Raw genomic sequence first — 24,435 nt, 5'->3', positions numbered from 1 at the left:
TTGCGTGGTAAACCCCGCGACAAGCAAAAGGACATCCGAAATGAACCTGTTTTCCGAGATCCGCGGCCTTGTACTGGACGCGCTGGCGCAGATGCAGTCCGAAGGCGCACTGCCCGAGGGGCTGAGCTTTGACAACGTGGCGGTCGAGCCTCCGCGCGACGCGGCCCATGGGGACATGGCAACCAACGCCGCGATGGTGCTGGCGAAACCTGCCAGGATGAAGCCGCGCGACATTGCGGATGTTCTGGCCGGGAAACTGGCAGCGGATGACCGGATCACAAGCGCAGAAGTGGCAGGTCCCGGTTTCCTGAACCTGCGTCTTGCGCCGTCCGTCTGGCAAGGCGTGTTGGCGGCTGTGCTGGAAAAAGGCACCGATTTCGGGCGCTCGACCATGGGGCAGGGGCAGAAGGTCAATGTCGAATATGTCTCGGCCAACCCGACCGGTCCGCTGCATGTCGGGCACACACGCGGCGCGGTGTTCGGGGATGCATTGGCAAGCCTGCTGGCCTATTCGGGCCATGACGTGACCCGCGAATACTATATCAACGACGGTGGCGCGCAGGTGGATGTGCTGGCGCGGTCGGCCTATGAACGCTATCGCGAGGCCAATGGCCTCAGCCCCGAGATTGCCGAAGGGCTTTATCCCGGCGATTATCTGATCCCGATTGGCGAGGCGCTGAAAGAGAAATATGGCGACAGCCTGATCGACAAGCCGGAAAGCGAATGGCTGGAAGAGCTGCGCGAGTTTTCGACCGACGCGATGATGGACCTGATCCGCGCCGACCTGAAGGCGCTGAGCGTAGAAATGGATGTGTTCTTCTCGGAAAAATCGCTCTATGGCACGGGCCGGATCGAGGCCGCGCTGCAATCGCTGACTGAAAAGGGCCTGATCTATGAAGGCGTGCTGGAGCCGCCAAAAGGCAAAAAGCCCGAAGACTGGGAGCCGCGCGAACAGACCTTGTTCAAATCCACCGAACATGGCGATGACGTCGACCGCCCGGTCAAGAAGTCGGACGGCAGCTGGACCTATTTCGCCCCCGATATCGCCTATCACTATGACAAGGTGAGCCGTGGCTTTGACGCGTTGATCGACGTGTTCGGGGCGGATCATGGCGGCTATGTCAAACGGATGAAGGCGGCCGTGTCGGCCCTGTCCGATGGCAAGGTGCCGCTGGACATCAAGCTGACGCAGCTGGTGAAACTGTGGAAAAACGGCGAGCCGTTCAAGATGTCGAAACGGGCCGGGAACTTTGTCACCCTGCGCGATGTGGTCGATCAGGTTGGTCCCGACGTCACGCGCTTCGTGATGCTGACCCGCAAAAACGACGCGCCGCTGGATTTCGATTTCGACAAAGTGCTGGAACAGAGCCGCGAGAACCCCGTGTTCTATGTGCAATATGCCCATGCCCGGGTGATGAGCGTGCTGCGCCGTGCCGCCGAGGCGGGGATCGACGCCACCGACACCACGCTGCGCGGGGCCGATCTGGCGTCGCTGGACCACCCCGCCGAACTGACGGTTGCCAAGAAGCTGGCGGAATGGCCACGCCTGGTCGAGATCGCCGCGCGGACCAACGAACCGCACCGTGTCGCCTTCTATCTGTATGAACTTGCTGGGGATTTTCACGCTCTGTGGAACAAGGGCAATGACGAAACCCAGTTGCGTTTCATTCAGGATGGCGATGTTGCCACAAGCCAGTCGAAAATTGCGCTGGCCCGGGCCGTTTCTGTTGTGATTTCAGCGGGCTTGGGTATTCTTGGCGTTACCCCGGCGCAGGAGATGCGGTAACAAATATCGCCCGAACCGCCGGTACGAGGTAGGCAAGAAATGACCCGCGCGCCTTATTTTCGGGCGCGAAGCGGGCAGTGAGGCGGACATGGCGAGTTACGATTACTCGGGGCACCAAAGCCCCGGGCAGAATCATTACCCGAATCAAGCGCATTTCGAGGATGCGTACGACTATCCCGACGAGATGCAGGATTACGACGCGCCGCGCGGCGCGTTCGGACTGGGGCGGGCCGTCAATTTCCTGGGGGCTGTCGCATCGTTGGCACTGGTCGCCGGCGTTGGTGTCTGGGGATACAAGCTTGTCATGCGGGATGTCAGCGGCGTGCCGGTCGTGCGTGCAGCCGAAGGGCCGATGCGGGTGCAGCCCGAAAACCCGGGCGGAACACCAGCCGATCATCAGGGATTGGCCGTCAATGCCGTGGCCGCCAAGGGCAGTGCTGCCGCCCCGGCGGATCGTCTGATCCTTGCGCCGCGGCCGGTCTCGTTGACGGATGAAGACGTACCTGCCGCTGATCTGAAGCCGACACCGGCGCTGCATGTTGTGGAAAAGCCGATTTCAACCCAGGAAGCCGCCCGATTGCGCCAAAACGCAGTGGATGCGCTGGTAGCAGAACTGGCTGGTGAGGCCGCCAAAACGCAGCAAAACGCCGAGGATGGCGTGCAGCTGGCATCGCTGACCACCCCCGAGGAAGAACCCGCAATTGACCCGGCCGATTTCGCAGCCGCCTTGCCGGACCCGGCCATTGCCGCGCTGCCGGGCGTGCGCCGGTCCTTGCGCCCCTTGACCCGCCCGGCACGCACCTCACGCAGCCGGGTGTCGCCAAGCGAGAATTCCGAAGACGCCATCAATGCCGCGGTGAAGGCTGCGGTTGGGTTGGATGTTGATCCTGATACGCTGGCAAAAGGCACGCGTCTGGCGCAGCTTGGGGCCTATGACAGCGTCCAGGTTGCGCAAACGGAATGGGATCGCCTGAACGGGAAGTTCGGCGAATATATGGCAGGAAAACAGCGCGTTATCCAGAAGACCTCAAGCGGTGGGCGCACCTTTTACCGCCTGCGCGTGCTGGGCTTTGAAGACCTGAGCGACTCGCGCCAGTTTTGTGCCGCGCTTGTTGCGCAAGGGGCTGATTGTATCCCGGTGGCCGTCAGGTGAAGTACGGTGCCACGATCACCGATGCAGAGGGCCTGCGCCTGACACAACAGGAAAAAGACTTGTTTCGGCAGATGAACCCGTTCGGGTTCATTCTGTTCGCCCGCAACATCGAACACGCGGATCAGGCGCGCGCCTTGTGTGATGATTTCCGCGAGGCAGTCGGGCGTAATTGCCCGATCACCATCGATCAGGAAGGTGGGCGCGTGCAGCGCCTGCGGGCGCCGCTGGCCCGCGAATGGCTGCCTCCGTTGGATCACGTAGCCAATGCCGCCGAGCAGGCCGAGCGCGCCATGTATCTGAGGTACCGCCTGATTGCCGATGAATTGTTTAGTCTGGGCATCGACAGCAACTGTGCGCCCATGGTGGATGTCGCGCGTCCCGAGACGCACAAGTTCCTGAAGAACCGCTGTTATGACGCTGATCCTGAACGCGTTTCCAGAATTGGCAAAGCCGTGGCGCAGGGTCATCTGGATGGCGGAGTGCTTCCAGTGCTCAAGCATATTCCGGGCCATGGACGTGCCACGTTGGACAGCCACCATGACTTGCCGCATGTGGATCTGCCCCTGGATGAGCTTGAGCGCAGCGATTTCGTGCCGTTCCGGGCCTTGAACGACCTGCCGATGGGGATGACTGCGCATTTGGTCTATGACCGGATTGACCCGCAGCCTGCCACTATCTCGGCAACCATGATGGATGTGATCCGCGACAGGATTGGCTTCGGCGGGCTGATCATGACCGATGACATCGGGATGAAGGCGCTCAGCGGAACGCCTGCTGAGGTGTCGCGGCAAGCCATAAGCGCGGGCTGTGACGTCGTTCTGCACTGCAACGGAACCTTTGCCGAGCGCGCCCAGGTGATGGAAGCTGCCGGGGAGATGTCCGATGTGGCACAGGCCCGCGCAGAACGGGCGCTGGCGATGCGCAAAGCTCCGCAGGAACTTGACATCCCTGCCGTCGAGGCGGAACTATCTGCCCTAATGGGCGGGCAGGTATATGAACGATAATCTTTTCAGCGAAGACCCTGTCTCGGTCGCGGATCGTCTTGCGGCCGAAGCGCTGATTGTTGATGTCGATGGGTTCGAAGGCCCGCTGGACGTTCTTCTGACCCTGTCGCGCACGCAGAAGGTTGATCTGAGGAAAATTTCCGTACTCGCGCTGGCGCAGCAATACCTTGCCTTTGTCGAAAAGGCGCGTGCGTTGCGCATTGAACTGGCCGCCGACTATCTGGTGATGGCGGCCTGGCTGGCCTTTTTGAAATCCCGCCTGCTGTTGCCGCCAGACCCCGAAGACGAGGGACCTTCGGGTGAGGAACTGGCCGCACATCTGGCGTTTCAATTGGAACGCTTGCAGGCGATGCGCGACGCTGCGGCACGATTGATGGCGCGCGATCAGCTGGGGCGAGATTTCTTCAAACGCGGGCAGGGCGAAGATATCACCCGGATCCGCACCGTCACCTATTCCGCCACGCTGCTGGATCTGATGCAGGGCTATGCCCGCATCCGCACCCGTGATGAATTCCGCCCGTTTGTGATGGACCGCGATTCGGTATTCACCATGGAACAGGCACTGGAACGGATGCGACCGCTGATCGGGTTTGCCGGGACATGGACCGACATGGAAACTTACCTGCCCGATGGCTGGGATTCCGACCCGGTAAGGCGCAGGTCGGCAACGGCGGCGACCTTTGCGGCCTCGTTGGAACTGGTGAAAGAAGGACATATGGAAATCAAGCAGAGCGAGACATTCGCTCCGATCCAATTGCGCAAGAGGACCGAAACACGTGACTGATGCCCCAGAAGAGACCGGTACGCTGTTCGAGGCGCCTCCACTGGCAGAGCAGGAGCGTATGGTCGAAGCCGTTCTTTTCGCCAGCGCCGAGCCGGTGACGATTGCGGATCTTGAGGCGCGGATGCCCCATGGCAGCGACGCGGCGCAAGCGGTTGAATTTCTTCAGAAACGTTACGAGGGGCGTGGCGTGCGCGTGGTGCGCGTGGGGGATGCCTGGGCCATCCGCACGGCCCCTGATCTGGGTTTTCTGATGCAGAAGGAAACGGTCGAGACGCGCAAGCTCAGCCGCGCCGCGATCGAAACTCTGGCCATCGTGGCTTATCATCAGCCCTGCACGCGGGCCGAGATCGAGGAAATCCGGGGTGTGTCGGTTTCGCGCGGGACCATCGATCAGTTGCTTGAGATGGAGTGGATCAAGCTGGGCCGCCGCCGCATGACGCCGGGTCGTCCGGTGACGTTTGTGGTGACGCCTGAGTTTCTGGATCATTTTGGTCTGGAAAACGCGCGCGACCTGCCGGGCCTGAAAGAGCTGCGCGCCGCGGGATTGTTGGAAAATCGGCCTCCTCCGGGTGCGATCCCTTTGGGGGAAGGGCGCGAGGACGAAGTTGACGAAGACCAGAGCGAGTTGTTCGAAGAAGAGTGATCGAACAGCCCTTTTGTTGCCGCATAAAGCGCCTATCTTTGTGCGTGAGGACACGGAGTTGAGAGATGAATGCAAACCGGATCATCGACATGATTGTGCGTCAGGTCATGCGCCGTCTGGTCAACAAAGGTGTGAACAAGGGTATCGATCTGGCCAGCCGAAAGGAGGGCGGACCCGGCATATCGAATGGGCCCGAAAAAACCAGCGCACCGCGACATGCGCAGAACCTCAGGCAGGCACAGCGCGTGACCCGTCAAATGCGCCGGTTCATGAAGTTCTAGGGGTCAGCTTGCGGCTTTGAAGTGCTTTGACAGTTTCAGGCCCTGACCCTGATAGTTCGAGGCAATGCCCGCACCATAAAGCTGGGTCGGCATTTCAGCCATTTTTTCATAGACCAGACGTCCGACGACCTGTCCGTGTTCCAGCACGAAGGGCGCTTCGTGGCAGCGTACCTCAAGCACGCCACGGGAACCGGCCCCCCCGGCAGCGGCATGACCAAAACCGGGATCGAAGAAGCCTGCATAGTGCACTCTGAACTCACCGACCATCGCCAGATAAGGCGCCATTTCAGCCGCGTACATCGGTGGAATATGCACCGCCTCGCGGCTGACAAGGATATAGAACGCGCCGGGGTCCAGGATGATGCAACCATCCTTGGTGCGTACCTCTTCCCAATAGTCCTGCGGATCGTATTCACCGATTCGATCCAGATCGATCACCCCGGTATGAGGTTTGGCGCGATAGCCCACCAGATCGGTATCGGGCAGTTGCAGGTCGACCGAAAAGCCCAGACCGTCCTGAATGACGGCAGGTCCGTCCACAAGCGGAGATTCGGCATGCAAGGACCTCAGTTCCGCATCGGACAACACGGCCTGACCCTGGCGGAAACGGATCTGGTTCAAACGCATCCCGGGACGAACCAGAACCGAGAACGAGCGCGGGCAGATTTCGGCAAAAAGCGGGCCTGTGTAACCTGCGGGCACCCGGTCGAACTCGGTACCGCCATCGGTGATCGTCCGCGTCAGAAGGTCCAGTCGCCCGGTCGAGCTTTTGGCGTTGGCCACGGCGCTCATGCTGTCGGGCAGCGCAAGCGATTCCATCAGGGGCACCAGATAGACGCAGCCCTTTTCCAGAACCGCGCCATCCGAAATATCGATGCGGTGCATCTCAAACTCGGTCAAGCGATCCGTGACAGTCCGGCCTTCGCCCGCAAGAAACGAGGCGCGAACACGGTAAGCCACTGTTCCCAGTCGCAAATCAAGGCTGGCAGGTTGAATCTGGGCAGGCAGAACCTCTGGTTCGGCGGTGATCTCACCGCGCGCGATCATCGCCTCTAGCTGTTGGTTCGGGCAAACACCTGTCATCTCGATCCCCCCTGGTGCCAGAGCGGGATCTGGCCTGTATGCCATAAACGTCGGTGTAATTTGGTCGGGCTAGCAGGACTCGAACCTGCGACCTTCCGTCCCCCAGACGGACGCGCTACCAGGCTGCGCCATAGCCCGACGTTGGGGTGTTCATAAAGATTTTCCCGGCAGGGGCAAGAGGAAATCAATGCCTTTTGTCCTAACCCGCCGCCTGTGTTTCAACCCGGTCCAGCCAGCGGCGCAGATCTTTCGCAATCGGAGCGATGCGCCGCAGCAGGTCGTCATCAAAATCTGTCTGATTCCACGCAAGCGACGCGATTCCCCCCATCAAGGGCGCGGCGTCCAGTTCGGGCTCTGGCTCCGGCTGTGACGCGGCAGAAGCGCGTGCGTTTGTCTGCGCATCGTCCTTGCCGGTTGGCTGGATCGGTTCGCGCAGATCCATGCGAATCTGTTCCGTTGCGGGGGCAGGCTTTGGTTCGAACGGCACCACGGTGTCCTGGACGGGCGCAATTGTGGCTGGGCCGGGATCGTCCAGGGAAGGGGACAGCGCCGCGACATGTGCGACGCCTTGTTCGCGCAGGATACGCTGGACACCTTTTATCGTGATTCCGTCTTCGTGCAGCAGTTTTTTGATCCCGCCCAACAGACGCATGTCGTTCGGGCGATAATACCTGCGTCCACCTGCGCGTTTGACGGGCTTTACCTGCGTGAACCGGCTTTCCCAGAATCGCAGAACATGAGCCTGAACACCGAGCCAGTCCGCAACTTCGCTTATGGTGCGAAAGGCATCGGGGGACTTACTCATAACCTGGACGTCCTGAACTTACTTGCGGTTCCCGGCTGCGACGCGATCTTTCATCAGATGCGACGGGCGGAAAGTCAGCACACGGCGCGGCTGAATCGGGACTTCTTCGCCGGTTTTGGGGTTGCGACCGACACGGGCGGTCTTGTCGCGAACACTGAATGTACCGAAAGACGAGATCTTCACCTGTTCACCACGCACCAAGGCGTCGGACATGTGGTTCAGAACGCTTTCAACCAGCTGCGCACTTTCGTTCCGTGACAGACCTACCTCACGAAAGACGGCTTCGCTCAGGTCCATTCGAGTCAGTGTTTTGTCGCCCATGCTAATTCCCCTGTTGCTATTGAAGCATATGGGTATGGCAAATTCGCTGTCAATATCAATGAATTGCGGGCGGCTGTGTAAGCCGGTTTGCGCCGGTTACCAGCGCAGAACCACTGCGCCCCAGGCCAGACCGCCGCCAATGGCTTCGGTCACGATCAGATCACCCGGCTTGATCTGTCCGCGCTGCTTGCCCACGGACAGGGCCAATGGGATGGATGCGGCCGACGTGTTTCCGTGATCCTGAACGGTCACAACCACGTTTTCCATCGGAAGGTTCATTTTCTTGGCGGTGCCCTGAATGATGCGGATGTTGGCCTGATGCGGCACGATCCAATCAACGTCCGAACTGCTCAGCCCCGCTCGTTCCAACGCTGTTTCCGCTGTTTTCGTAAGCTTTTCAACGGCATGACGGAAAACCTGATTGCCCTGCATACGCAGATGCCCGGTTGATTGGGTCGAAACGCCGCCATCGACATAGAGAAGATCCTTGTAGCGCCCGTCCGAATTCAGGTCGGTTGCCAGAATACCGCGGTCCTCGGCGGTGCCTGTGCCCTCTTGAGCCTCCAGCACCACTGCACCGGCGCCATCGCCGAAAAGAACGCAGGTGGACCGATCGGTCCAATCCATGATCCGTGAGAAAGTCTCGGCCCCGATCACCAGCACGCGTTTGGCCTGACCGGAAACAATCAGCGCATTTGCGTTGGACAGTGCAAAAACGAATCCGGCGCAAACAGCCTGCACGTCAAAGGCAAAACCCTTGGTCATGCCCAGCCGCGCCTGAACCATGGTGGCGGCCGAAGGAAAGGTCAGATCCGCCGTTGAAGTCGCCAGTACGATTGCGTCAATATCATCCGCCGTCAGGCCCGCGTCGGCCAGCGCGGCCTGGGCGGCGTTGGTGGCCAGATCGGATGTCGTCTCGTCCTCGGCTGCAAAATGGCGGCGTTCGATCCCCGAGCGGGTCTTTATCCATTCGTCGGTCGTGTCCAGGGTTTTTTCAAACTCGGAATTGGGAACAACGCGTTCAGGCAAATAATGCCCGACACCTACTACAACTGAACGGCCTGCCATTTTCCGGTACTGCCTTTTTTGTTATTTATCTGTTTGCGGCGCTGATTGCGCGGCATCTTGTGCAAGCTGGGCAGTGGATGCAACCCGCGCAGCCAATTTTTCGGAAAAGCCGGACTGCGCCAGGGTGAAGGCCAGTTTGATCGCAGCTGACACGCCTGTTGCGTCAGCGCCGCCGTGGGATTTCACCACGGTGCCGTTCAACCCCAGAAACACGCCACCATTCACGCGTCGCGGGTCGATCCGTTTCTTCAAACGGTTCAGCGACGTGATAGCCAGAATCGAGGCCAATCGGGATAGCGGGGAGTATTTGAACGCCTGCCGCAGCAGGTCACCGATCAGGCTTGCCGTGCCTTCGCCGGTCTTGATCGCGACGTTGCCGGTAAAGCCATCGGTTACAATGACATCCGCCTTGTCACCGGGGATGTCGCTGCCTTCGACGAAACCCACGAAATCGAAATTCGCCTGTTCCGCGAAGCCCGCGATCATCGAGTGCGCCTCTTTCAGTTCGGCGCGCCCCTTGTGTTCTTCGGTGCCGACATTCAGAAGTCCGATCCGAGGGCGGCTCAGGGCCAAACCGTTGCGCGCATAAGAGGCGCCCATCAGGGCGTATTGCAGCAAATCCTTGGCGTCGGCGCGCACATCTGCGCCGACATCCAGCATCACGTTGAACCCCTGAGGGTTGCGCGAGGGCCACAGTATCGCGATGGCCGGCCGGTTCACGCCCGGCAGTTTGCGCAGGCGCATCATCGACAGGGCCATCAGCGCACCGGTATTGCCGCAGGACACCGCGCCATGGGCTTCGCCCTGGCGTACCGCTTCCAGCGTGGACCACATCGAGGTCTCTTTGCCGTTGCGCACGACCTGACTGGGCTTGTCCTCCATCGTGACCACGCCCGAGCAATCACGAAAAACGACGCGCCCCTCTAGGACGCGCCGTTTGGCGACAAGCTTGCGCAATACCTGTTCGGGCCCGTGCAGCAAGAACCTGATATCCGGGTTCTTGTCGGCCGATTTCGCAAGACCGGCAACAACGACCGAGGGACCTGCGTCCCCACCCATAGCGTCGACCGAGATGGTTATCCGTCCGGCGTGCGTGGGCTGTTCAGTCATGCCTTGGTCTGCGCTCGATCAGGCTTAGGCTGCGTCTTCGTCCAGATCGATTTCATCGGCCTGAGCGACGACTTCGCGATCATCATAGTGGCCGCAGGATGCGCAAACGTGGTGCGGGCGCTTCAGCTCGCCGCAGTTCGGGCATTCGTTCGGGTTTGCAGCAACCAGAGCGTCGTGTGCGCGGCGGTTGTTGCGACGCGACTTGGAAACTTTGTTCTGTTGGACGGCCATGGTCTCAACCTTTGTCTGACTAGGGGTCGCAGAATCGCTGCCGACCCGGGTTTCGTAGTTCGTTTATCGTGGTTTGACGCGCGTTTAGGCGACGGGCCCCGCAATGTCCAACCCAAAATCCGATGAGCGCGCGAAAATACTGCGATTCTCGGTATGTTCAAGCGATTTTTCTGACCGCCTGCTATGACAGGAAATCTGCGCTCTGTCACTCGTCTTTTTTGAGCGTATCGCGCAATCCCGCCAATCCGGCGAAAGGTTTGGCGTCTTCGTCGGTCATCGCCTGTTTTCCGGGTTCTGTATAGTCTGCCTGACCCAGTTCCGCACCCTCCTTGCGCGGATATTGCGGCAGGGCCAGCGACAGCGCCTCGACCATCACCAATGCGGGGTCGATTTCCGGGCCCAAGGGCTCGGATTCGTCATCCTGGGGAATTTCGAACTCGGGTTCATCCGGGTCGGTCCAATCGGCCAGAAAGGTGCGGTGCACTGGAATGTCGATCCGGGTCGTGACCGGCTCGAGCGTCACGACACAGGGTTGGATCACGGTTGCACCGAGTTTGCCGTTGAGAACCCAGTCGCGCTTGCCTTGTGCGCGAAGCTCGCCGGAAAAGCTGAGTTTGCGCAGCCCCAGCAGCCCCAGACCCTGCCTGATCTCATCCAATGCGGCGCTTGCGGGGCGCAGTTCAAAGGGTGTCGGGGCGTTCTGGGGCAGGTCAGCCACCCGAAATGATGTAACGTTGCCCATTCGTGAGCCTTTCTATGTGTTGAACCGTGGCAGCGGTTTCTGTAATCGGATAGAAGCCGTAAGAGGCCAAGGCAAGAGGGTGTGCATGTTGAAGGTAGTGAACCGGTTGAAACCAGCGACGAAATCGCTTGTGTTTGTTGCCTGTCTGGCTGCGGCCGGGGCCTGTACGCCGATCTACAAGAATCACGGCTATGTGCCTCCGGCCGAGGAACTGGCCGAAATCAAAGTGGGCGTCGATACGCGCGACAGCGTGGAAGAAGCCATTGGCGCACCGGGTGCGTCCGGGGTCGTGCGGGATTCGGGCTATTACTATGTCCGCTCGCGGGTGCGCCATTACGGCCCGAAACGGCCCGAAGTGGTGGCGCGCGAACTGGTCGCCATCAGCTTTGATCAGCGTGGAGTCGTCAGAAACATTGAGCGTTTTGGCCTGGAAGACGGCATCGTGATTCCGCTGGAACGCCGTGTGACCGATTCCAACGTTCAGGACAAAGGCTTCCTGCGTCAGCTGTTGGGCAATATCGGCAACTTCAACCCGGCCAATATTCCTGGCGCCAACTGATCGCGCCGGAACCTTGCGTTGGTCACAAGGCAGTCACATGTCTTGTGTTAACGGTGTCGTGCCGACACTCGTGGGTCGGCACCCATGGAGGACGCGACCGTGGCGGCGGCAGTTATGTTGAGCAAGGGGCGCTATCGCGCCCGAATGGCGGAATCGGCCGAGGATATCAGGGCCGCACAAAGCCTGCGGACATTGGCGTTCGGGACCCGGCAATCGGACGTTGACGCTTTTGACGCGCAATGCAGCCATGTCCTGATTGAAGATATGCGATCCGCCGGGCAGTTGGTCTGCTGCTTTCGGATGCTGACAATGGAACATGGTGGTGAAATCGGACGCAGCTATTCAGCACAGTTCTACGACCTGAGCTCGTTGGAAGGGTTCAGTGGCCGCATGGTCGAGATGGGCAGGTTTTGCGTTCATCCGGGTCTGAACGATCCCGACATTCTGCGTGTCGCCTGGGGTGCAATGACGTCCTATGTCGATCAACACAATGTCCAGATGCTGTTTGGATGTTCGTCCTTTGCCGGGACCGAAACCGGGCGATACCTTGATGCCTTTGCGATGCTCAAACATCGCCACCTGGCCCCGAAACGGTGGTTGCCGCGGGTCAAGGCTCCGGACGTGTTCCGTTTCGCCGCACGTCTGCGGCGCCGGCCGGATGCGAAAAAGGCAATGTCGCGCATGCCGCCCCTGTTGCGAACCTATCTGATGATGGGAGGGTGGGTGAGTGATCACGCGGTTGTGGATCGCCACATGAACACGTTGCATGTGTTTACCGGGCTTGAAATCGGGGCGATCCCTCCGGCCCGAAAACGCCTGCTGCGGGCATTGGCCGGTTAAGATGAGTATTTCCGAAAAGGTGAAGACAGGGCGTTGACGCAGTGTGGCCGCCGGTTTAGCTGGCGGGCATGGCGAGAATTCCTTTGTTGCAGATGTCCGGCATATCCCTGACTTTCGGGGGCGAACCGGTGTTTTCCGAACTGGATCTGGTGGTACAGCCCGGTGACCGCGTCGCGCTGGTTGGGCGCAACGGGTCGGGCAAATCCACGCTGATGAAAGTGATGGCCGGCCTGGTCGAGGCTGACCGCGGTGAAATTGTCGTGCCGCCCGGAAAATCCGTGGGCTATATGGAGCAGGACCCGACGATGGAGGGCTTTGCCACCCTGGGAGACTATGCGTCGAGCGGGTTGGAGCCGGGTGAGCTCTACAAGGTTGAACGGGCGGGTGCGGGGCTGAAATTCGATCCTGCGCGCCCGGTTGAGACTGCTTCGGGTGGTGAGCGGCGGCGGGCGGCATTGGCCAAACTGATGGCCGAGGCACCGGACCTGATGCTGTTGGACGAACCGACCAACCATCTGGATATCGAAGCCATCGCGTGGCTGGAGCGCGAGCTTGGGTCGACACGAGCGGCGTTTGTGCTGATCTCGCACGACCGGGCCTTTTTGCGGGCACTGACGCGGGCGACACTGTGGATTGATCGGGGCGCGGTTCGACGGCAGGAGCAAGGGTTTGACGCGTTCGAAGCCTGGCGGGACAAGATCTGGGAAGAAGAAGACCAGCAGCGTCACAAGCTGAACCGTCTGATCAAGTCCGAGGCCAAATGGGCGGTCGAGGGTATCAGCGCGCGGCGCAAACGCAATCAGGGCCGGGTGCGGGCCCTACAGGCGCTGCGGGCCGAAAAGGCGGCACAGATCAAGCGTCAGGGTTCCGCTGCGATGACGCTGGAGGCCGGGCCAAAATCGGGCCGCAAGGTGATCGAGGCCAAAGGGCTGGCCAAAGGGTTCGGCGACAAGCAGATCGTTCGGAGTTTTGATCTGCTGGTGCAGCGCGGTGATCGTGTGGCTTTTGTCGGGCCGAACGGGGTTGGCAAGACGACCTTGCTGAAGATGCTTCTGGGGCAGGTGGAGCCGGACGAAGGTTCGGTGTCGCTGGGTACCAATCTTGAGGTCGCGGTGTTCGATCAGACCCGCGCGCAACTGGACCCCGAGATGAGCTTGTGGGACAGCCTGACCGGCGACCCGGATATGCGGGTTTCCGGCAAGGCCGATCAGGTGATGGTTGGCGGGCAGCCCAAACATGTCGTGGGCTATCTCAAGGAATTCCTGTTTGACGAGCGGCAGGCAAGGGCGGCTGTCAAATCCTTGTCGGGTGGGGAAAAGGCACGGTTGCTGCTGGCCAAGTTGATGGCGAAATCTTCCAATCTTCTGGTGCTTGACGAACCGACCAACGATCTGGATGTCGAAACGCTGGATCTGTTGCAGGAGTTGTTGGACGATTACGAAGGAACGGTTCTGCTGGTCAGCCACGACCGGGATTTTCTGGACCGCGTTGCAACGACGACCATCGCGATGGAAGGCAACGGGCGGGCGACCGTCTATGCCGGCGGCTGGTCCGACTATATTGCGCAGCGGGGTGAAGTTTCCGAGAAAAAAGACAGCAAAACAAAGCTTTCCAAGCCGAAGGTGAAGCAGGAAGCAAAAGCCAGGTCGGGATTGTCCTTTTCCGAAAAGCACCGGCTGGAAAAGCTGCCGGCCGAGATTGAACGGCTGGAGGCCGAGATTGCAAAGCTCGAAGAATTGATGTCCGACCCCGAGCTGTTTACCCGCGAGCCGGTCAAGTTCCAGAAAGCGTCCGAGGCGCTTGTCGAACGGCAAGACAAGTTGTCGGCGGCCGAAGAGGAATGGCTGACACTGGAAGAGAAAGCCCAGGCTGAGTAGACGCCAACTGCGCCCGCCTTATCAGACGGCGTGGAAAAAGCTGCTGAAAAACCGGAGTTCGCCTGCTGCTTCGGTTTTGCCGGGGACCGGACCAGCCGATCCGCGTCAATTCGTTCAGCTTGCTTCGGCTGCGACCCCGTCGAGCATTTTTATGCAACTGGCGAGATGAAGCGCGTTCAAATGCGTCTGCGACGGTTCGCGGCTGTTCCAAATTGCATGGAAGGCAACGACACCGGGATGTGTCGCAACCACATTGGCGTCGTTTTGGGTGCATTCTTCTTCGGTGCAGGCGATGACACTTTTGAGTTCGGCGCGGTCAAAATCCACCCTTGCCCGGGCGCGCGCCCCCTTGGGGACACGTTTACCCGGCGCTGCCTGAAAAAAACAGGCGCTGCGCCCCGCGAACAAGGCCCTGGCGGATTGGGGGAAGAGCAGGGCTATCGGTGGGCGCGTATAGGTCGGGCAGGGTTTCCAACGACGGTCTCGCCGGCGGGAACGTCTTTTGTCACTACACTGCCGGCTCCTATGATGGCATTGTCGCCGATCGTAACGCCCGGCATGATGATCGCCGCCCCGCCGATCCAGACGTTTTCGCCGATCCTGACCGGGTGGGCGACTTCGAGGCCCCGAGCGCGCAAGGCAGGATCTTTCGCGTGTTCGGCGCAATAGATCTGCACCGCAGGCCCAAGCATCGTGTCATTCCCAATCATCACCGGCGCGGTGTCGAGCACGACACAGCCTGCGTTAAAAAACACGCGGTCTCCCAACGACAGGTTTATTCCGTAGGCACAGTGAAACGGAGCCTCGAGAAAGCAATCCCGTCCAACTCCCGCAAAAAGCGCAGCCAGTTCCGGCGCGATGGCCCCACGGGCATCCGGCGGGCATGTGTTATGGGCATGAACGGCCCGGCGCGCTTCGGCCCGAAGCGCATCCAGTTCTGGGTCAAGGCAGCAATACCATTCACCCGCTTCCATTTTCTGCCGCTCGGTCATGAGCCCCGGTTTAGCGCATACGCAGGGCACCGTCGATGCGGATGACCTCACCGTTCAGATAGCCCATCTCGACGATGAAGCCGGCCAGTCTTCCGTATTCTTGCGGATCGCCAAGGCGGGCAGGGTTCGGGACGTCGGCGGCAAGCTGTTGTTGCACCTCTTCGGGCAGGCCCGCCAGCATTGGGGTCATGAAAATGCCCGGCGCGATGGTCATGACGCGAATGCCGGTCGAGGCCAGGTCGCGGGCCATCGGCAGCGTCATGCCCACGACGCCGCCTTTCGAGGCCGCATAGGCCGCCTGACCCTTTTGCCCGTCAAACGCAGCGATCGAGGCGGTGTTGATGATCACCCCACGTGCCCCATCTGGTTCGGGTTCATTCTTTGCCATTTCGACAGCGGCCAGCCGGGACACGTTGAAGGTGCCAACCAGATTGATGTCGATCGTACGCTGGAAAGCATCCAGAGGGTGAGGGCCATCCTTGCCGACAGTCTTAATACCATAGGCGATACCTGCACAATTCACCGTGGCCGTGATCTTGCCCATCTTGTCCATGCCATGGCGCACGGCTGCGGCCACCGACTCTTCGTCGGTCACATCCGTTTGCGCGAAATTCCCGCCAATCTCGGCGGCGACCTGTGCGCCGCGATCTGCGTCACGATCCAGAATGGTGACCTGCGCGCCTTCCGAGGCGAAGTGGCGTGCCGTGGCTTCGCCCAGACCGGACGCGCCTCCGGTAATGAGGGCGGCAGTGGTGGACAGGTGCATGGTGAACTCCTCCCAAGGATATGAACACTTGTTCAATAACTGCATTTTGGGGCCAGAGTCCACAAAATTGAGAAAGCAGGAACTTGGTTGGCGGGTAGGGTCCTTGGCCCCGATGTTTCGGCCGATCCTCAACAATACTTAATGCCGACTTCACGAAAACGCGCCTGTTCGTGAGTGAAGAACTCGGCGCCTTTGTGTGTTTTTCCGCCAGGAGGATCTGTTATGGTAATAAGTACGAAACACATACTGGGTGCAGTTGTCGCTGTGCCTGTTTTTGGAATGGTGATGGTTGGCGATGCTGCTGCCGCACCGGAAACCTGCAACTGGAAAACGGCTCGAAATCTTGCCAACGCAGGGGACTATGCCGGGTTGTGCGATTGTGTGCAGGTAACCCCGAGCTTTCTGGACAGGCTTCAAAAGCGGGCCGACTTTGAAACAACCTTGAGTGTAACCGGGGCGCAATGCCCGGGGCTGGCCGCGTTGCTGACGGATTTGCCGACGGCAAGCCTGTCTGGTTCCGCAGAAAATCGGGGTGAAAGCCGCGGCTCTGAACCCGGTGGGTCTGGATTCGCCGATGCTGGTGGAACTGTCGGAGGCGGTGAAAGTGGCCCCAGCGGCGCGTCTGAAGAAAGCGAAAACAATGGAGGCGGCCAGTCCGGCGGTGGAGGAAGTGAATCCGGCGGCGGAAGTGAATCTGGCGGTGGAGGTGACTCCGGCGGTGGAGGTGAATCCGGTGGCGGTGGCGAATCCGGTGGCGGTGATGAATCCGGCGGTGGAGGTGAATCCGGTGGCGGTGGTGAATCCGGCGGTGGTGAAGGCAAAGGCGAAGGTAAAGGCGGCAAGGGTAAAGGTGGTGGTAAGGGCAACAACGGCCATGGCAATGGCGGTGAAGGCAGCAGCCCGGGCCGCGGTCATAACGCCAACAATGACGAAAGTGGCGACCGGCCCGGTCGTGGCGGCGGAAAAGAACGCAGATAAGCACGGCTTACTGAATGAAAAACGGCCACCCGTTTGGGTGGCCGTTGCAGTTTCGTGTCTTTCAGCCTTGCCGGGTCAGCCCAGTTGAACCAGCGCGTGGCGCTTTTTGCCTGCGCTCAGCTTGATCGGCGAAGACAGGGCATTTGCGTCAATCATCAGCCCGGCATCGGTCAGTGGCGCGTCGTCCAGCTTGGCACCGTTTTCGGCGATCAGGCGCTTGGCCTCTTTGCCGGATTTGGCGAGGCCGGATTTGACGATGATCTGCACGATGGACATGCCGTCACCCAGTTCGGCCTCGCTGAGGGTCAGGGTCGGAAGATCCCCGCCCACGCCACCCTTTTCGAAGACTTCGCGCGCAGTGGCTTCGGCGTTCGCCGCGGCCTGCGCACCATGGGCCAGAGTTGTCACCTCGTTGGCAAGACGGATCTTGGCCTCGTTGATCTCGGACCCTTGCAGCGCGCCCAGACGATCGCACTCGTCCACCGGCATTTCGGTGTATAGCTTCAGGAACCGCCCGACATCCGCGTCGGTCGTGTTGCGCCAGAATTGCCAGAACTCGTAGGGCGAACGCATGTCAGCGTTCAGCCAGACCGCGCCATCCTGAGATTTCCCCATTTTCTTGCCGTCGCTGGTGGTCAGCAGGGGTGAGGTCAGGCCGTAGATCTCGTGGTCCAGCACGCGGCGGGTCAGGTCGATCCCGTTGACGATATTGCCCCACTGGTCGCTGCCGCCCATCTGAAGCAAGCAACCATAGCGGCGGTTCAGTTCCAGGAAGTCATAGGCCTGTAGGATCATGTAGTTGAATTCGAGAAAGGACAGTGATTGTTCACGGTCCAGTCGGGATTTCACCGATTCAAAGCTCAGCATCCGGTTGACCGAGAAATGACGCCCGATGTCGCGCAGGAAATCGAGGTAGTTCAGGTCGTCCAGCCACTCGGCATTGTTCAGCATCAACGCTTTGTTCTCGGCCTCTGTGTCATAGTCGATATAAGCCGAGAACACCTTTTTGATGCCCGCGATGTTTTCGTCGATCTGTTCGGGCCCCAGCAGGGGGCGTTCATCCGCGCGGAACGAAGGGTCGCCAACCTTGGTGGTTCCACCACCCATCAGGGTGATCGGCTGGTGACCGGTTTTCTGGAACCAGCGCAGCATCATGATCTGGATCAGGCTGCCCACATGCAACGACTTGGCCGTGGCATCAAAGCCGATATAGGCCGGTTTGCACCCACTGATCAGCGCGTCGTCAAGGCCCTGATAATCGGTGCAGTCGGCGAGAAAGCCGCGCTCGATCATCGTGGCGATGAAATCCGATTTGGGGTGGTAGGTCATATCGTGCCCTTTGGGTTAATGTTGCGGGGCACTGTATAGGCGGCAGCGCGTGGGAGGAAAAGCCACCTTTTCACCTCGGGCGCGGGGTGTGGTCGAGGGTGTCGATCCAGACACGCGCGCTGAGAAAAAAATTGCCGGGCCGGTCCGGAACGCTTGCCTTTTCGCCCCAACAGAAGGCACGTTGACCGGGCTGCAACCCAAAGGTGAAATCCCCGACCCGGAGGCGGCGAAAGACACAGCCAATTCAGGAGGCAGGCTTGGGCCAGACCATCGCGAAATACGGAAAGCTCCGGGCTTTGGGCGCAATGTCCGGCACATCCATGGACGGGGTTGATGCCGCGGTGGTGGAAACCGACGGGCATTCGATTTACGGGTTTGGGGAAAGTGGATACCGCGCGTATTCGGATGCGGAACGCGACGTGTTGCGCGCCGCGCTGGGCCAGTGGCACGGACCCCAGGTCGATGCGGCGGCAGAGATGGTGACAATCGCCCATGCCGAAGCACTGTCCGAGTTCGAGGATGTGGATCTGATCGGTTTTCACGGACAGACGCTGTCGCATGAGCCGCGCGGGCGCGGGACCTTGCAGGTCGGTGACGGGCTGGGGCTGGCGCAGGCCCTTGGGCGCCCGGTGGTCTGGGATTTCCGCAGCGACGATGTGGCGATGGGGGGCGAGGGGGCTCCGCTTGCGCCCTTCTTTCATTTCGCCTGTGCCAAATGGTTCGGCGCGGACCGGCCGCTGTGTTTCCTGAACCTGGGCGGGGTCGGCAACCTGACCTATGTGGATCCGGCGTTCGAAGGCCCCGAAGCGCCCGGAGCGTTGCTGGCCTTTGATACAGGCCCGGCCAATGCGCCGGTCGATGATCTGATGCAGGCCCGGCTGGGGCTTCCGATGGACCGCGACGGGGCGCTTGCGCGCGATGGAACGGTGGAAATGGGCGCGCTGGAGCTGTTTCTGGCCGAGCCGTATTTTTCTCGCATGCCGCCGAAATCCCTGGACCGGAACGATTTTTCGGAAATGATCGGTTTGGTCAAGGAACTCAATGACGCTGACGCGGTGGCGACTCTGACCGGTATGTGCGCCGCAGCTGTTGTGCAGGGGATGGAGCACTGTCCGAAACCTCCGTCCTGTGTGTTGGTCACCGGGGGCGGCAGGCGCAACCCGGTGCTGATGGAGATGTTGCGCGTGTCGCTGGATTGCCCGGTCGAACCGGTTGAGGCGGTGGGGCTGGACGGCGACATGCTTGAGGCGCAGGCGTTTGCCTATCTGGCGGTGCGCGTCGCGCGAGGGTTGCCGACCTCTTGTCCTGGAACCACCGGCGTTCAGGCGCTTGTCGGTGGCGGGGTCGTCAGTACGGTGTCGATGGACCCGGTCGGATAACCCGATCCGAAAACAGTTCAAAAAAACAACTCTTTGTGCGACGATTGCCCGGACCGATGGATCAGGGACATGGCAGCATGGCGACCAAGGCAGAGCTCGAGGCCGAGTTGGAGGAGTTGCGGAAGCGGAATGCGACGTTGGAGGCGCAGGCCGAAAAGGAAGCGGGTTCCGAAGATCCGCCTGAGGGTACCAAATCGTCGGATGAAATCCGGCAGCTGCTGGAAGACCACGGGATCGACCTGAGCCAGGTTCAGTCCTTGGGACATGACGTTGTCGAGGAGTTCGGTCGGCTTCAGAAAGACTATCCGATCACGGCGTTGCTGATTGCCTTTTCGCTTGGGTATGTCGTTGGGCGCGCGCAGGGCTAGGAGGCAGGTTATGAGCAGACTGAGCAAGAACCTGGTTACGATCTATCGGACCGAACGTTTGATTGCGCGCCGCCGTCTTGGGGTGGTGCAGCAACAGACCATACTGATGGGCATCGCGGGCATCGCGGCATTGTCGGCGGTGGTGCTTTTGAATGTCTCCTTGTTCTTGGCGTTTCAAAGCTCGATGTCACCAGCATCGGCGGCGGCGCTGTTGGCCTTTGGAAACATCGTTTTTGCCGGGCTTATGGTGCTGATTGCAAAACGCCGAAATATCGACGACGAAGTCGCACCGGCCGTCGAGGTGCGCGATATGGCCATAGCGGATATTGAAGACGAATTGGAGGAGATGACCGCAGAGGCCAAAGAGGTTGTGCAGGCGGTTAAGAGCATTAGATCGAACCCTTTGGGATCGGCAGCGACGCTGCTGGTACCGCTGATCAATTTGTTGATCAAAAGCCGAAGCGACAAGTAGAGGCGCAACCCGAAGGTTCATCGGCACACCGGAGCGCCCTTGCGGCGGGCTGTGTCAAAATGGAAATGCCCGACGTGATAGCGGTCGGCGTCCGGGCCAAGCACGGTTCCGAATATGCCGCAGGCGCCATCGTGCAACTCTCGCAAAACAGCGCCCTGCGCGTTGTTCCACCCGTCCCGGACCGTGATCTGAGTTCCGTCCTTTAGAACGAAGGTCGATATGTCGATCGCCCTTCCGCGCGCATGTTCCGAGATGCGTGAGCGCGGCTGGTTGTTCTGGGTCTTGCAGGCATAGTGGCCAACGATCCGCATCCCCTTCAGCCCGCCGCCCATATCGGCAAAGGCCGGCTTGGCCGTGTTTTCGATCCACGTTTTCAGCGTGACCGCTGTCTGGCAGTCCATCAATGAGAATTGGCTGAGTGCGATATCAGAGATTTTGTAAACCCGAACCGGGTTCGTGATCCCGCATCCGCGGGCCTTTCCCGCGACGGGCTTGCGTGTTTCACCCAGAATGGTCCAGTCGCCGCACACGGCGCCCCGTTCCTGCATTCGTTCACGGCCCGCTTCGAATTGCCGAAACTTGCAGGGCCGTAGGGCGGGGCGCCTGGAAACCAGCACCGCAGGTTCGGCTGTCACGATCGGGTCAGCATCTTCAGCCGTTTCTTCCCCGATCAGCTCTGGCGCAGTCAGATCGGATGCAAGACGGGCCTCGGCGCAAGCGGGCTCTGCGCTGGCGAATGCTGCGCTTTGACACAAGAACAAGACAGTCAGCAGGACCTGTTTCATTCTTACTCGTTACTCCGTCGCCTGTGGCTGCGTGTACAGAATGATCAATGGGCAACCGTCTGTAAACTGACCTTTTCAGGGATCGTTATGTAAACATTCACACCTTGGGGATATCGAAGCCCGGTGCAGCAAGTTCGAACCCCTCGAACTGGAAACCGGGCGAGACCGTGCAACTGACCAGCGTGTAATCACCTGTGCTGCGGGCGGCTTGCCAATGGCCTTCCGGGACGATCAATTGTGGTGCGCCAGAGGAAAGATCGGGGGTCAGCACATGTTCGGTGGCGGGGCCTTGGTCCATTGCGCTGAGCGACAGGACAAGCGGCGCGCCGGCATGGTACAGCCAGATCTCGGTTGCATCGACGCGGTGCCAGTGGCTGCTTTCGCCTTTCTGCAACAGGAAGTAGATGCAGGTGCCGGTGGGGCGACCTTCGTTTTCGGCGCGCCATGTCTCGGCGTACCAACCACCTTCGGGATGCCGTTGCAGGTTCAAGCGTTCGATAATCTCTTGTGCGGTCATGTGGTTCCTCGTGTTTGGGTGCGATTATGCACGGGCCGGTGTGATCCGCTATGGTATTCATGCGTCCGAGGGATATGTTTACGACATGACCCTGAAAATCCCTTTCGATAACTCCTATGCCCGTCTGCCGGGTGCGTTCTTTGCACGGCAGTCACCGGTTCCCGTGCGCGCGCCAAGGATGATTGCGTTCAACGATAATCTGGCCAGGTTGCTGCGGATTTCACCCGGAGACGTCGAGGACATGGCCGAAGCCTTTGCGGGAAACAGTATTCCCGAAGGTGCCGAGCCCATCGCACAGCTTTATTCAGGGCATCAGTTCGGGCAGTACAACCCGCAGCTGGGCGACGGGCGTGCGGTGCTGCTGGGCGAGACGGTCGGAACGGACGGGGTGCGCCGGGACATCCAGCTGAAAGGTTCGGGCCCTACGCCGTTTTCCCGCCGGGGCGATGGCCGGGCTTGGCTGGGGCCGGTGCTGCGAGAATATGTGGTGTCCGAGGCGATGCATGCTCTGGGCATTCCGACCACACGCGCCTTGGCAGCGGTGGAAACCGGCGAGACCGTCTTTCGCGAGGGCCCGATGCCCGGAGCTGTTCTGACCCGGGTTGCATCCAGTCATCTGCGGGTGGGGACATTTCAGGTTTTTGCCGCGCGTGGGCAGATGGACAGCCTGAAGCGCCTGACGGACTATGCCATTGCGCGGCATTATCCCAAGGCAGAAGGGCCGATGGGCCTGTTGCGTTCGGTGCGCGATGCGCAGGCCGGTTTGATTGCACGGTGGATGAGCGTGGGGTTCATCCATGGCGTGATGAATACCGACAACTGCTCGATCGCGGGCGAGACCATTGACTACGGCCCATGTGCGTTCATGGATTCGTATCACCCCAACACCGTTTACAGCTCGATCGACCGGATGGGTCGTTATGCCTATTCGAACCAGCCCGATATCGCGGTGTGGAACCTCGCGCAGTTGGCAACGTCCTTGATCCAGCAGATGGACGACAAAGAGGCCGCTGTGGAAGAGGCGACCGAGATCGTCCACGCGATGCCGGACCTGCTGCAACAGAATTGGTTGTCCCGGTTCCGGGCGAAGATCGGACTGGCAACCGCGGACGAGGGCGATCAGGAACTGATCACCGATCTTCTGAAGCTCATGGCCGAGGGGCAGGCGGATTTCACCAATACCTTCCGGGCGCTGGGCGGCGGCACGGCGCGGGATCAGTTCCTTGACCCGGCAGCGTTTGACACCTGGGAAAAAGACTGGCGCGCACGGTTGGCGCGCGAAGCGGCGCCACAGGAGGTGATGGCCGCCGCAAACCCCGCATTCATTCCGCGCAATCACCGGATCGAACAGATGATTCAGGCGGCGGTGCAGGGCGACTATGCGCCCTTCGACCGGTTGAACGCCGTGTTGGCGCGGCCGTACGAGGATCAAGGGGATGCGGAAGATCTGAGGCGTCCTCCGGCCGAAAATGAGGTGGTTCATGCAACATTCTGCGGGACGTGACGCGAGGCCTGCGTCTATTTCCTCAGGATTTCCAACACCGCAGCGCTGACGATCAGGGTGGCGCCCAGAAATTCTCGCAGGCCAAATGGTTCTCCTGACAGGGCTGCGGCCGACGCGATGCCAACGACAACCTCGCTCATCAGCAGCAGACCGACCTTTGCGGGGGACAGCTTGGTTGCTGGCCAGATGGTCATGTAGATCATGGGCAGGACATAAAAGGCCGACAGCAGCGCGTATCCCGCTATGCGGATCGGCTCTTCGCTTGTGATGTTCGGCAGGGTTTGGCCCCCAAGCATCAGCAGGCTGACAAGCGACAGCAACAACGCGCCAATCACAAAGGCAAAGACCTGACCCGAGATGGTCATGCTACCAGCCTTGTACAGGCCCAGTGTGCCCAATGCCCAGCATATGCCCGATGCCAGCGCCAGCCAGTCGCCCAAGTTCTGCGGCCATGGCACGAATCCGGCGCCTCCGAGCACGACAAACAGCCCGCCAAGCCCGCAGATCAGGCCCGCAAGGCGCATCAGGCTCAGGCGTTCTTTCAGAAATACGACGCCCAGAATCGTGCCCCAGATCGGAGTGAGATAGAACAACAGGATCGAGCGGACGACGTCGGTGTAGACAAGGCTGATCGAATACAGGCTGAATGCAGCCCCTGTGAACATTCCGCTGAGCATCAGATCGCGCCATTGCCGGGCCAGCATGCGCCTGTCGGACCAGACAAAGGGGATCAGCGCAATCAGGGCCGCGCAGTACATTGCGATCCCTGACCAGGGGCCGGTCAGGCCCTGATCGTAGAAAAACCGCACCGGAATCCAATAAAGGCCCCACAGCGCGCCGCCTGTCACCAAAACCATACTGGCCCGGGTGCTGTTGTCGGGTTGGGTCTGGCTCAGGCTCATGCGGGCCCCGCTTTGGCTGCGATGCGTTGTCGTCACCGCATCGGGATAGAGCGTTGCAGGGCCGGGGATCAAGCGGAACCTTCGCTTTGATATCAGTCACGTTTCAATCGCCGAAATAGCAGGCAGATTGCCGGGGGCGGGTGTCGTATCGGAATT

Annotated in this window: 28 protein-coding genes and 1 tRNA gene; 14 read left to right on the top strand and 15 right to left on the bottom strand. The window is 60.3% G+C overall.

The genetic code is table 11. The features are described 5' to 3' along the window. The first annotated feature begins 40 nt into the window (after positions 1–40). From argS to GS620_RS04465, 6 genes are all read left to right on the top strand, one after another. Positions 41–1,786, top strand: coding sequence for an arginine--tRNA ligase (gene argS, locus GS620_RS04490; RefSeq protein WP_171614263.1), 1,746 nt, complete (start codon positions 41–43; stop codon positions 1,784–1,786). An 88-nt stretch (positions 1,787–1,874) separates the two neighbouring features. Then, the gene (locus tag GS620_RS04485; RefSeq protein ID WP_171614261.1) at positions 1,875–2,939 is read left to right on the top strand and encodes an SPOR domain-containing protein; all 1,065 of its coding nucleotides are present in this window, start codon (positions 1,875–1,877) and stop codon (positions 2,937–2,939) included. Further along, entirely contained in the window at positions 2,936–3,943 is a 1,008-nt protein-coding gene (gene nagZ, locus GS620_RS04480) for a beta-N-acetylhexosaminidase (RefSeq protein ID WP_171614259.1), read from the top strand. The genes GS620_RS04485 and nagZ overlap by 4 nt, the downstream gene beginning before the upstream one ends. Further along, a complete protein-coding gene (locus GS620_RS04475) occupies positions 3,933–4,727 on the top strand; it encodes a ScpA family protein (RefSeq protein ID WP_152458239.1) in 795 nt (264 codons plus the stop codon). Before nagZ ends, GS620_RS04475 begins: the two co-directional genes overlap by 11 nt. Further along, positions 4,720–5,370 carry an SMC-Scp complex subunit ScpB gene (scpB, locus tag GS620_RS04470; protein WP_171614257.1) on the top strand — a complete coding sequence of 217 codons (651 nt, stop codon included), beginning with the start codon at positions 4,720–4,722 and terminating at the stop codon, positions 5,368–5,370. Before GS620_RS04475 ends, scpB begins: the two co-directional genes overlap by 8 nt. A gap of 65 nt (positions 5,371–5,435) precedes the next feature. Next, on the top strand, positions 5,436–5,651 hold the full coding sequence (locus GS620_RS04465; protein ID WP_171204906.1) for a hypothetical protein: 216 nt from the start codon (positions 5,436–5,438) through the stop codon (positions 5,649–5,651). Between the two features lie 3 nt (positions 5,652–5,654). On the opposite strand, the gene GS620_RS04460 is transcribed toward GS620_RS04465, so the two are convergent. The 8 genes from GS620_RS04460 to GS620_RS04425 all read right to left on the bottom strand — a co-directional run bounded on the left by GS620_RS04460 (position 5,655) and on the right by GS620_RS04425 (position 11,011). Beyond that, on the bottom strand, positions 5,655–6,734 hold the full coding sequence (locus GS620_RS04460; protein WP_171232026.1) for a 2'-deoxycytidine 5'-triphosphate deaminase: 1,080 nt from the start codon (positions 6,732–6,734) through the stop codon (positions 5,655–5,657). Between the two features lie 61 nt (positions 6,735–6,795). Next, positions 6,796–6,872 (bottom strand) — tRNA-Pro (locus GS620_RS04455). 61 nt (positions 6,873–6,933) lie between these two features. Next, complete coding sequence (locus GS620_RS04450; protein WP_171231482.1) at positions 6,934–7,539, bottom strand: MerR family transcriptional regulator; 606 nt, start codon at positions 7,537–7,539, stop codon at positions 6,934–6,936. An 18-nt stretch (positions 7,540–7,557) separates the two neighbouring features. Beyond that, positions 7,558–7,860, bottom strand: a complete 303-nt coding sequence (gene ihfA / locus GS620_RS04445; protein ID WP_152458234.1) for an integration host factor subunit alpha — start codon at positions 7,858–7,860, stop codon at positions 7,558–7,560. A gap of 96 nt (positions 7,861–7,956) precedes the next feature. Continuing rightward, positions 7,957–8,928, bottom strand: a complete 972-nt coding sequence (locus GS620_RS04440; RefSeq protein WP_171614255.1) for a beta-ketoacyl-ACP synthase III — start codon at positions 8,926–8,928, stop codon at positions 7,957–7,959. Positions 8,929–8,949: 21 nt separating this feature from the next. Then, positions 8,950–10,038 carry a phosphate acyltransferase PlsX gene (plsX, locus tag GS620_RS04435; RefSeq protein ID WP_152458232.1) on the bottom strand — a complete coding sequence of 363 codons (1,089 nt, stop codon included), beginning with the start codon at positions 10,036–10,038 and terminating at the stop codon, positions 8,950–8,952. Between the two features lie 24 nt (positions 10,039–10,062). Further along, complete coding sequence (rpmF, locus tag GS620_RS04430) at positions 10,063–10,269, bottom strand: 50S ribosomal protein L32 (RefSeq protein WP_008756996.1); 207 nt, start codon at positions 10,267–10,269, stop codon at positions 10,063–10,065. 205 nt (positions 10,270–10,474) lie between these two features. Further along, positions 10,475–11,011, bottom strand: coding sequence for a DUF177 domain-containing protein (locus GS620_RS04425; RefSeq protein ID WP_171614253.1), 537 nt, complete (start codon positions 11,009–11,011; stop codon positions 10,475–10,477). Positions 11,012–11,096: 85 nt separating this feature from the next. Between GS620_RS04425 and GS620_RS04420 the strand changes: the two genes are divergently transcribed. From GS620_RS04420 to GS620_RS04410, 3 genes are all read left to right on the top strand, one after another. Further along, on the top strand, positions 11,097–11,570 hold the full coding sequence (locus GS620_RS04420) for an outer membrane protein assembly factor BamE (protein WP_171167760.1): 474 nt from the start codon (positions 11,097–11,099) through the stop codon (positions 11,568–11,570). 84 nt (positions 11,571–11,654) lie between these two features. Further along, complete coding sequence (locus tag GS620_RS04415; RefSeq protein ID WP_171614251.1) at positions 11,655–12,410, top strand: GNAT family N-acetyltransferase; 756 nt, start codon at positions 11,655–11,657, stop codon at positions 12,408–12,410. Positions 12,411–12,478: 68 nt separating this feature from the next. After that, complete coding sequence (locus tag GS620_RS04410) at positions 12,479–14,287, top strand: ABC-F family ATP-binding cassette domain-containing protein (RefSeq protein ID WP_253283435.1); 1,809 nt, start codon at positions 12,479–12,481, stop codon at positions 14,285–14,287. Between the two features lie 114 nt (positions 14,288–14,401). Here GS620_RS04410 and GS620_RS04405 read toward each other — a convergent pair whose 3' ends face one another. The 3 genes from GS620_RS04405 to GS620_RS04395 form a co-directional block, all read right to left on the bottom strand. Next, positions 14,402–14,614 carry a hypothetical protein gene (locus GS620_RS04405; protein ID WP_171328115.1) on the bottom strand — a complete coding sequence of 71 codons (213 nt, stop codon included), beginning with the start codon at positions 14,612–14,614 and terminating at the stop codon, positions 14,402–14,404. A 110-nt stretch (positions 14,615–14,724) separates the two neighbouring features. Next, the gene (locus GS620_RS04400) at positions 14,725–15,279 is read right to left on the bottom strand and encodes a sugar O-acetyltransferase (RefSeq protein ID WP_171328117.1); all 555 of its coding nucleotides are present in this window, start codon (positions 15,277–15,279) and stop codon (positions 14,725–14,727) included. A 10-nt stretch (positions 15,280–15,289) separates the two neighbouring features. Next, on the bottom strand, positions 15,290–16,045 hold the full coding sequence (locus GS620_RS04395) for a 3-hydroxyacyl-CoA dehydrogenase (protein ID WP_171328118.1): 756 nt from the start codon (positions 16,043–16,045) through the stop codon (positions 15,290–15,292). Positions 16,046–16,619: 574 nt separating this feature from the next. On the opposite strand from GS620_RS04395, the gene GS620_RS04390 reads away from it, so the two are divergent. Further along, on the top strand, positions 16,620–17,111 hold the full coding sequence (locus tag GS620_RS04390) for a hypothetical protein (protein WP_171204900.1): 492 nt from the start codon (positions 16,620–16,622) through the stop codon (positions 17,109–17,111). On the opposite strand, the gene tyrS is transcribed toward GS620_RS04390, so the two are convergent. Continuing rightward, positions 17,099–18,352, bottom strand: a complete 1,254-nt coding sequence (tyrS, locus tag GS620_RS04385) for a tyrosine--tRNA ligase (RefSeq protein ID WP_171115528.1) — start codon at positions 18,350–18,352, stop codon at positions 17,099–17,101. The two genes, GS620_RS04390 and tyrS, sit on opposite strands and share 13 nt — an antisense overlap. A 305-nt stretch (positions 18,353–18,657) precedes the next feature. Between tyrS and GS620_RS04380 the strand changes: the two genes are divergently transcribed. From GS620_RS04380 to GS620_RS04370, 3 genes are all read left to right on the top strand, one after another. Then, on the top strand, positions 18,658–19,731 hold the full coding sequence (locus tag GS620_RS04380) for an anhydro-N-acetylmuramic acid kinase (RefSeq protein ID WP_371807870.1): 1,074 nt from the start codon (positions 18,658–18,660) through the stop codon (positions 19,729–19,731). Between the two features lie 77 nt (positions 19,732–19,808). Next, positions 19,809–20,099 carry a hypothetical protein gene (locus GS620_RS04375; protein ID WP_171614249.1) on the top strand — a complete coding sequence of 97 codons (291 nt, stop codon included), beginning with the start codon at positions 19,809–19,811 and terminating at the stop codon, positions 20,097–20,099. 10 nt (positions 20,100–20,109) lie between these two features. Next, complete coding sequence (locus GS620_RS04370; RefSeq protein WP_171614247.1) at positions 20,110–20,571, top strand: hypothetical protein; 462 nt, start codon at positions 20,110–20,112, stop codon at positions 20,569–20,571. Positions 20,572–20,588: 17 nt separating this feature from the next. Here GS620_RS04370 and GS620_RS04365 read toward each other — a convergent pair whose 3' ends face one another. Beyond that, positions 20,589–21,356 carry an extensin family protein gene (locus GS620_RS04365; protein ID WP_171614245.1) on the bottom strand — a complete coding sequence of 256 codons (768 nt, stop codon included), beginning with the start codon at positions 21,354–21,356 and terminating at the stop codon, positions 20,589–20,591. Between the two features lie 97 nt (positions 21,357–21,453). Further along, complete coding sequence (locus GS620_RS04360) at positions 21,454–21,873, bottom strand: cupin domain-containing protein (protein ID WP_171614243.1); 420 nt, start codon at positions 21,871–21,873, stop codon at positions 21,454–21,456. Between the two features lie 85 nt (positions 21,874–21,958). Here GS620_RS04360 and GS620_RS04355 point away from each other — a divergent pair, with 85 nt between their 5' ends. Continuing rightward, positions 21,959–23,377 carry a YdiU family protein gene (locus tag GS620_RS04355; protein ID WP_171614505.1) on the top strand — a complete coding sequence of 473 codons (1,419 nt, stop codon included), beginning with the start codon at positions 21,959–21,961 and terminating at the stop codon, positions 23,375–23,377. Between the two features lie 14 nt (positions 23,378–23,391). On the opposite strand, the gene GS620_RS04350 is transcribed toward GS620_RS04355, so the two are convergent. Continuing rightward, entirely contained in the window at positions 23,392–24,351 is a 960-nt protein-coding gene (locus GS620_RS04350) for a DMT family transporter (RefSeq protein ID WP_171614241.1), read from the bottom strand. Between the last annotated feature and the right edge of the window lie 84 nt (positions 24,352–24,435).

The organism is Ruegeria sp. HKCCD6428 (genome assembly GCF_013110595.1).
In the GTDB taxonomy this organism is placed as follows: Bacteria; Pseudomonadota; Alphaproteobacteria; order Rhodobacterales; family Rhodobacteraceae; genus Ruegeria.
Note: the sequence above shows the minus strand (reverse complement) of the source record. Positions and strands in the feature narration are given on the sequence as shown.